The 8,374-nt window shown below is 68.7% G+C and carries 7 protein-coding genes; 4 read left to right on the top strand and 3 right to left on the bottom strand.

Annotated elements, in window-relative coordinates; genetic code table 11:
* Window positions 1-381: 381 nt before the first annotated feature.
* Window positions 382-1,233 (bottom strand): HpcH/HpaI aldolase/citrate lyase family protein, encoded by an 852-nt coding sequence (locus tag GGR47_RS10810; protein ID WP_147036494.1) that lies wholly within the window; start codon window positions 1,231-1,233, stop codon window positions 382-384.
* Between the two features lie 60 nt (window positions 1,234-1,293).
* On the opposite strand from GGR47_RS10810, the gene GGR47_RS10805 reads away from it, so the two are divergent.
* On the top strand, window positions 1,294-2,475 hold the full coding sequence (locus GGR47_RS10805) for a BaiN/RdsA family NAD(P)/FAD-dependent oxidoreductase (protein ID WP_147036504.1): 1,182 nt from the start codon (window positions 1,294-1,296) through the stop codon (window positions 2,473-2,475).
* 126 nt (window positions 2,476-2,601) lie between these two features.
* On the opposite strand, the gene GGR47_RS10800 is transcribed toward GGR47_RS10805, so the two are convergent.
* Both GGR47_RS10800 and GGR47_RS10795 read right to left on the bottom strand, forming a co-directional pair.
* Window positions 2,602-3,840: an SLC13 family permease gene (locus tag GGR47_RS10800; protein ID WP_147036495.1), complete on the bottom strand. Its 1,239-nt coding sequence runs from the start codon at window positions 3,838-3,840 to the stop codon at window positions 2,602-2,604.
* Window positions 3,837-5,132 (bottom strand): MFS transporter, encoded by a 1,296-nt coding sequence (locus GGR47_RS10795; protein WP_244305110.1) that lies wholly within the window; start codon window positions 5,130-5,132, stop codon window positions 3,837-3,839. Before GGR47_RS10795 ends, GGR47_RS10800 begins: the two co-directional genes overlap by 4 nt.
* Window positions 5,133-5,540: 408 nt before the next feature.
* Between GGR47_RS10795 and GGR47_RS10790 the strand changes: the two genes are divergently transcribed.
* The 3 genes from GGR47_RS10790 (at window position 5,541) to GGR47_RS10780 (ending at window position 8,292) form a co-directional block, all read left to right on the top strand.
* A complete protein-coding gene (locus tag GGR47_RS10790) occupies window positions 5,541-7,277 on the top strand; it encodes a DEAD/DEAH box helicase (RefSeq protein ID WP_017979452.1) in 1,737 nt (578 codons plus the stop codon).
* A 12-nt stretch (window positions 7,278-7,289) separates the two neighbouring features.
* Window positions 7,290-7,760 carry a YaiI/YqxD family protein gene (locus GGR47_RS10785; RefSeq protein ID WP_147036496.1) on the top strand — a complete coding sequence of 157 codons (471 nt, stop codon included), beginning with the start codon at window positions 7,290-7,292 and terminating at the stop codon, window positions 7,758-7,760.
* A 73-nt stretch (window positions 7,761-7,833) separates the two neighbouring features.
* Window positions 7,834-8,292 (top strand): hypothetical protein, encoded by a 459-nt coding sequence (locus GGR47_RS10780; protein ID WP_226341824.1) that lies wholly within the window; start codon window positions 7,834-7,836, stop codon window positions 8,290-8,292.
* Window positions 8,293-8,374: the final 82 nt, after the last annotated feature.

The raw sequence follows: 8,374 nt of genomic DNA, 5'->3' as shown, positions 1-8,374 counted from the left end.
TAACGTGCGCTTCGAGCCTTGAGGACCCGAAACACACGAGCCGCCGCCCACATGTCCCTTCATCTTACCTACAATGTCAAAGAGCCGACAAAAACACCGGCACAGCTACCTTACCCCTTTTTCTCGGGGCGGCCAGCGCGCCAGGTTTTTTGTGACTGCCTCGGTGACCGTGTCGGCCACCGCTGCGGTGACACCCATCTAGGCGGGGGCGCCTGGGCCGTCAACACAAAAATTGCAGATTTTTTGCGGACACCCAAAAAAGTCGCTGAGAAGGCCTGCTGAGGCCCTCTACGCGTCGATCCGGTGTCGATCCCCGGTCTCGGGGTTCGCCGCGTCTCAACGCACCAGCGGCGGCCGGTTTCCCGGGCCGCCGCCTGAGTGTCACATTCCCTTGGCGTCTTGCACCTCGCCGGCCCGTGCCAGCAGCGCCCGCGCCTGTTTGAGATGCGGGGCATCGATCATCCGCCCATCCAGTTGCAGCGCCCCCGCCCCCGGTGCGGCAGCAAAGGCCGCCACCACCGCACGCGCGTCGGCCAGCGCCTGCTCCCCCGGCGTGAAGGCGGCGTTGATCGCGGCAACCTGGGTCGGGTGGATCGCCATCATACCCGTAAAGCCGTCGCGCGCCCCGCGGGCGGCATACGCTGCAAGCCCGTCCGCATCGCGAATCGCCGGATAGACGGTTTCGATCGCGGCCACCCCCGCGGCATGTGCGCCCATCAACGCGAGCGTCCGAACCACCTCATAGGGCTGCGTATAGCGCCCGTCCGATTCGCGTGCCGCACTTGCGCCGATCGCGGCGGGCAGATCCTCCGCCCCCCAGGTCAGGCCGGCGAGCCGCTCTGCCACCGCGTCATAGCCCCCGAGCGCAAATACCGCGCGCGGCGTCTCGGTCGCCACAGGCAGAATCGGCACGATCGCATCGCCCATCCGCGCAACGAGCGCCGCGATGTCTTTCGCCCCCTCCGCCTTGGGCAGCATCACGCCATCCGCGCCGCGCGCCGCGGCAAGATCGGCGTCGAGGTCCCCGCTCCCCAGCGGATTCACGCGGACGAACCGGATCAGGTCCGCCGGTTCCGCCAGATAGCGCGCCACCGCCTCGCGCGCCGCCGCCTTCGCCGGGATCGCGACCGAATCCTCCAGGTCGAGGATGATCGCATCCGCGCCGCTGGCCGCCGCCTTGGCGAATCGCTCCGGGCGGTCGCCGGGTACGAACAGCAGGGATCTCAGTCGCATCGCTCTCTCCTTAGACGCGCCGTGCTAGCCGACGCCGCCGCCAGCGGCTACCGGCGCGGCATGACGAGCCCCGATACCTATGATGCGATCGTCCTCGGCGCCGGCGCCGCCGGTCTGATGTGCGCCGCGGTCGCCGGACAACGCGGCCGCCGCATATTGCTGGTCGACCACAATGACGCGGTCGGCGCCAAGATCCTGATCTCGGGTGGCGGGCGCTGCAACTTCACCAATATCCACACGGCGCCCGACCGCTATCTGTCCGCCAACCCCCATTTCGCCAAATCGGCGCTGGGCCGCTACACGGCGGCAGACTTCGTCGCCCTCGTCGATCGCTACGGCATCGCCTGGCACGAAAAGACGCTTGGCCAATTGTTCTGCGACGGGTCGGCCAAGCAGATCGTCGCAATGTTGCGCGACGAATGCGCGGCGGGCGGCGTCGATTATGCACTGTCGTCGTCGGTCGGCACGGTCGATCATGACGGCCACGCCTATCGCGTCGCCCTGCCCCGCCGCACCGTGACCGCGCCGAAGCTGGTCATCGCCACCGGTGGTCCTTCCATCCCCAAATTGGGCGCGACCGGATTTGCCTATGATCTCGCCCGCCGATTCGGATTGAAGGTGGTCGAGCCCCGTCCGGCGCTGGTGCCGCTGACGCTGGGCGGCGAGGAGGCGTTGTTCGCCACGCTGTCTGGTGTCGCGTCGGAGGTCGTCGCCAGCGCAGGCAAGGCGCGGTTCCGCGAGGCCGCCCTCTTCACCCACCGCGGCCTGTCGGGTCCCGCCATCCTGCAGGTGTCGAGCTATTGGCGCCCCCGCGAAACGATCGGCATCGACTTCGTGCCCAATGCAGCGCCCGGCTGGCTGATCGAGGCGAAGCGCCAGCAGCCCCGCACCACCTTGCGGCGCGCGCTGGCCGCGCATCTGCCAGACCGGCTCGCCGAGGCACTGGCCGAGCGAATCGGCGTGAGCACGGAGCTCGCCAACACGCCGGACCGGCGGCTGGACGACGCAGCGCGGCGCCTTGCCGACTGGCGTTTCGCGCCCAACGGCAGCGAGGGCTTTGCCAAGGCGGAGGTCACCGTTGGCGGGATCAGCACCGCCGATCTATCGTCGCAGACTCTCGAGGCGCGCCGGGTGCCGGGCCTTCACGCGATCGGCGAAGCGGTGGACGTGACCGGGTGGCTCGGCGGCTACAATTTCCAATGGGCTTGGGCGAGCGGCTGGGCCGCAGCGCAGGCGCTCTGAAATTTGCCCCGTCCCGAAAAACGTCACCCCAGACGGCTGGGACCTTTCTCGACCTCTGGCGCCCGCCCCGACCGAATATCCTAGCCCGCGTTAGGACGACGGCCGATTCGACTCGGGCGAATCACGTCAACCGAGCAACACCCGCACGCCGATCGCCAGAATCAGCGCGGGCACCGTGGTCACCACACCGACGCGGAGGAACTGGAAGAAGCTGACGTCCTCGCCTTCGCGGCGAATTGCGATCAGCCACAGGATCGTCGCAAGACTACCGGTGATCGACAGGTTGGGGCCGAGGTCCACGCCGATCAGCAGCGCATCGACGATCAGCTTGGGCGGGTGCGCCGCCGCGATCGTCTGCGCCGCGATCAGCCCGGCGGGCAGATTGTTGATCGCATTGCTGCCGACCGCGAGCAGACCGCCCGCCGCCGCTGCGGTCGCGCGCAGGTCGGTCGCGGCGCCGTGCATCAACTGTGTGGCGAGCCACTGGATCAACCCCGTTTCCGCCAGCGCCTCGACCATCACGAACAACCCGGCGATCAGCAGCAACACCGACCAGGACACGCGCCGCAGCAAGGGCAGCGGCGTCTCGCCGGCCCGCGCCTGCACCGCGATCGCGGTGGCAAGGCCCGCACCAAAGGTCGGCCAGCCCAGGTCCCAACCGACCGCCGACGCGATCGTCAGCAGGGTCGCCGTCGCACCGATCCCGATCAGCGCCAGCCGGCCGCCCGTCGACAGGCTCACCCCCTCGCCTTGCGCCGCCGTTCCGCTCAACGCACCGCGGAACAGGACGCGCAGGCCCGCATAGGTCGCGACCAACGCCAACACCGACGGCAACGCGAACGCGCCGAGCCACGCGCCCAGGCGCGGCAGGTCGCTGGCGTAGAGCACCAGATTCGCGGGGTTGGAGATCGGCAGCACGAAACTCGCCGCATTGGCGACCAGCGCGCAGGCGAACAGCAGCGGCAGCGGTTTCACCTCCGCCTGTCGCGCCACGGCATAGACCGCCGGGGTCAACACCACTGCGGTCGCATCGTTCGACAGGAAGGTGGTCACGACCACCCCGGTCAGGAACACCAATGTGAACAGGCGCGTGGCCGATCCGTTCGCGCGCGCCGCCGCGAGATTGGCGACCCAGTCGAACACGCCCTGTTCACGCGCCGCCTCGGACAGCAGCATCATGCCGATCAGGAATAGATAGACGTCGCTGCCCTTCAGCACCGCGCCCCACGCCGCCGCGGGCGCGATCAACCCGGTGAGCAGCAGCAGCAACGCGCCGCCGACCGCCCAGATCGCCTCCGGCCAACGGAACGGCCGCGCGATGACGCCTGCGGTGGCGCCTGCACAGATGGCGACCGTCGCGATCATACGGCGTGCCCCTTCGCCTTGGGCGCAGGATGCTTCGGCTTCGTTTCGGGCATCGCCATCGCATAGAGCGCGAGGCCGGCCGCCGCTATCGCTGCCAACGTCAGGAAGCTTACGGCATAGCCGGCGCCGACGATGATCGTCCCCGCCAGCGTCGCGCTGAGCGCCGCGCCCAGCCCCTGCGCCGTCGCGACCGCGCCTTGCGCGACGTTGAATCGGCCCGACCCCTTGGTCAGATCCGCTATCACCACCGGAAACAGTGCGCCAAAGATGCCCGCCCCTACCCCGTCGAGCGCCTGCACCCCAACCAACCACCAGGCGTCGTTCGACAGCGTATACAGCGCACCGCGCGCCGCCAGCACGCCGAACGCGACGAGGAACAGTGGCTTTCGCCCCCAGCTATCGACGTTGCGGCCGACGATGACGGCGACCGGCACCATCACCAATTGCGCTGCGACGATACAGGCGGCGGTCAGCGAGGTCGCCGAATCCTTGCCCACCGTCTTTGCGAGCAGCTGGCTGACCGACGTCAGCATTGCCGCATTGGCCAGGTGAAACAGGAACGCGATGGCGGCGAACAGCAGCAGCGGCCGGTTCTCGACCAGTACACGCCAGCCGCCGGGCTGCTCGCAGGTCTCGTCCGGTTCGCAATCGAGGCCGCGCGCCACCGCATTGTCGATGTCGCCGTTGCGGATCCGCAGCGCCGCGGCGACGCTCGCCACCGTCAGCGCGCCCATCAACCAAAAGACGACGACCGGGCCGAACTTCCACGCCAGCGCCCCGGCCAATGCGGCGGATACGGCGTTGCCGGCATGGTTGAACGCCTCGTTCCGCCCGACGCGCTTCGAAAACAGCTTGGGGCCGAACAGACCCAGCGTGATCGCGCTGATCGCCGGGGCGAACACCGCCCCCGCCACCGCCGCGAGCGACTGGGTCGCGGTGACCATCGCGAAACCATGGACGAAGGGCAGCGATACGCTGGTCAACGTCACCAGCAAGGCGGCGGCGATGACGATCGCCGGTTTGTTGCGGCTGCGATCGATCAGGCCGCCTGCCGGCGTCTGCGATACCAGCCCGACGATGCCCGCGATGGTCAGCACCATGCCGACGGTCGCCTCGTTCCAGCCATGCGCCGGCCCGCGCACCGCGAGCAGATAGATGGCAAGATACGGGCCCAGCCCATCGCGCACATCCGCCAAGAAAAAGTTTAGCGCATCCAGCGTGCGCCCGGCGCCATGCGGACCACCGCGATCTCTGGGGGCGTGCCGGGGGGCCGGGGGAGCCAGTGTCGCCATGCAGTCGTCCTCACCGCGATGGTCGGCGCCGCGGCGGCCCCGTTCCAATCCGTCGCCGCCCAACGGCAATCGCCGGGCTTTGATCCCGCATCGGACTAATAAATGTTACGGAATGTTGCAGCGCGCGTGGTGGTGGCGCCCCCCGATTTTGCCCGAGTTGCGCCGAGGCGCGGTTTGGCGTAGGGAGCCCGCGCGGCCTCGCTCGGCCTCGGCTTCGCGGATTTGGCGCGCAGGCAGGGTCTCTTGGGGTTACGGCCACGGCCATGATGCGCACGCGATAAGCGCCACATTACCCGTATTGCCGCCCGCATTGGCCCGCGATTTCCATCGCGATTTTGTTGTCCTGCTGCGCTCCAGCCCTGCCCTGTCGGCATGGGCTTCGGGGCCCGCTTTTATTTTAGGTTTCCCATGCCCTTTTCCTCCCTGCCCCCGCTTCTCGCTGAAGCGCTCGTCGCCCGTGGCTATGAAGCGCCCACCGCCGTCCAGGCCGCGGTGATCGAACCCGAAGCCGCCGGCCGCGACCTCGTCGTCTCCGCCCAGACCGGTTCGGGCAAGACGGTCGCCTTCGGCCTCGCCATGGCGGGCGAACTGCTTGTCGACGGCACGCTGCCGCCGCCGGGCCTCCCCCTCGCGCTCATCATCGCGCCGACGCGCGAACTCGCGTTGCAGGTCAGCCGTGAGCTGATGTGGCTCTATAAGGAAGCGCATGCGCGCATCGCCACCTGCGTCGGCGGCATGGACGCCAGCAAGGAGCGCCGCTCGCTCAGCCACGGCGCGCATATCGTCGTCGGCACGCCGGGCCGCCTGCGCGATCACCTCGAGCGCGGCGCGCTCGATCTGTCCGCACTGCGCGTCGCCGTGCTCGACGAGGCGGACGAGATGCTCGACATGGGCTTCCGCGAAGACCTCGAGCAGATCCTCGATTCGTCGCCGTCCGAACGCCGCACGCTGATGTTCTCGGCGACCATGCCCAAGCCGATCGTCGCGCTCGCCAAGCGCTACCAGAATGACGCGCTGCGCATCTCGACCGTCGGAGAGACGCGTGGCCACGGCGACATCCAATATCAGGCGGTCACCGTCGCGCCGGCCGATATCGAGCATGCCGTCATCAACCTGCTCCGCTTCCACGAAGCCGAGACGGCGATCCTGTTCTGCGCCACCCGCGACAACGTCCGCCACCTCCACGCCAGCCTCGTCGAGCGTGGCTTCGCGGCGGTCGCGCTGTCGGGCGAACACAGCCAGAATGAGCGCAACCAGGCGTTGCAGGCGCTGCGGGATCGCCGCGCCCGCGTCTGCGTCGCGACCGACGTCGCCGCGCGCGGCATCGATCTGCCCAGCCTGACGCTCGTGATCCACGTCGAAATGCCGCGCGACGCCGAAACGCTGCAGCACCGCTCGGGCCGCACGGGGCGCGCCGGCAAGAAGGGCACCGCGGTGCTCATCGTCCCCTATCCGCGCCGCCGCCGCGTCGACATGATGCTGAAGCAGGCCAAGATCGCCTGCGACTGGATCCCCGCCCCCAGCGCCGACGACATCCGCAAACAGGATCGCGAGCGCCTGATCGCGACTTTGCTCGAACCGATCGAATATGACGACGAGGATCGCGAGCTGGCGCAGCGCCTGATCGCCGAAAAGTCGCCCGAGGATATCGCCGCCGCGCTCGTCCACGCGCACCGCGCTGCGATGCCACAGGCGGAAGACCTGCTCGATTCGGCAGCGCCGCAGCAGAGTGAGCGTCAGCAGGGTCCCCGCCCCGGGTTCGAGGATACCGTGTGGTTCCGCATGGACATCGGCCGCCGCCAGAATGCCGACCCGCGCTGGCTCTTGCCGCTGATCTGCCGCCGCGGCCATATCACCAAGGCGGAAATCGGCGCGATCCGCATCAACCCGAACGACACGCTGTTCGAAGTGCCGCGCACCGTCGCCGACCGGGTGCTCGCCAGCGTACAGCGTACCGCCAACCCGGAAAGCGACGAAGGCAGCCTGCAGATCGTCCCCTTCGCCGGCAATCCGCGCGCCGAGGGCGGTCATGGCGGCGGTCCGCGTGGTCCGCGCGCGCCGCGTGACAATGCCGGTCGCCCACGTACCGGCGGCGCACCCGCACGGCATCAGGCCAAGCCGTATCGCAAGGGCCCCCGCGGTTAAGGCGCGCGACCAATGACGTCCGATCCGGCGGCACCAGGCGTCCGCATCCTCGTCGATGCGGACGCCTGTCCGGTGAAGGACGAAATCTACAAAGTCGCGTGGCGCCGGGAGGTGCCCGTGACGCTGGTCAGCAACGCGCCCTTCCGCATCCCGCAGCACCCGCTCATCACGCGCGTCGTGGTGAGCGACGGCTTCGACGCCGCCGATGACTGGATCGCGGAGCGCGCCGATGCCGCAGCTTTGGTGATCACTGCGGACATTTTGCTGGCCGATCGCTGCCTGAAGGCGAGCGCGTCCGTGCTGGCGCCTACCGGCAAGCCCTTCACGACCGCGTCGATCGGTGGCGCGATCGCGACGCGAGCGATCATGGCGGACCTCCGCGCGGGCGGCGAGCAATTGGGCGGCCCCAAACCCTTCGCCGCCTCCGACCGCAGCCGCTTTCTGCAGACCCTCGACACGATGCTGGCCAAGCTGCAACGCTGACGCCGACACGGGGTTCGGAACCGGACCTGTCGTTCACCGATTATCGCGGGCAGTCCAACAAGGAGCATTCTCCATGTTTCGTCCGTTACTTATTGGTGCCGCCCTGGTGATCGCCGCCCCGGCCATCGCGCAGACCCAGAGCACCAATCCCGCCGATCAGCCCAGCACGCCGCTGCCCTATGATCCGGGTCACGACAGCAACACCCCACGCAGCAACGCAATCGCCGCCGAAAGCGCGCCGGGCGTCGCCGCCGCCAATCGCGACGTCGCGGCGCAGGCGCGGATGGACGGCCATGCCGTGACCGCGGTCAACGCCGCCAACGACGCGCGCTATCAGGCCGACGTCGCCGCCTATCGCGCCGCGATGCGTGCCCGTCGTCAGACGATCGTAGCGAATGCCGCGCTTCAGGCAGACCGCGAGCGCGCTTATGCGATGGCGATGGCCGACTGGCGCGCGCAGGTCGATGCCTGCGAACGCGGCAAGACCCGCGCCTGCAACCTGCCGAGCCCGGATCCCCAGAATTATATGTAAGGCTGCGCGCCCGAGACTAAGCACAGCTTAGTCAAGGACCAGCGCCAGCCCGGCCGACGACCGGGCGAGTTCACCCTCGCCC

The sequence above is a fragment of the Sphingomonas aquatilis genome (genome assembly GCF_014196115.1).
In the GTDB taxonomy this organism is placed as follows: Bacteria; Pseudomonadota; Alphaproteobacteria; order Sphingomonadales; family Sphingomonadaceae; genus Sphingomonas; species Sphingomonas aquatilis.
Note: the sequence above shows the minus strand (reverse complement) of the source record. Positions and strands in the feature narration are given on the sequence as shown.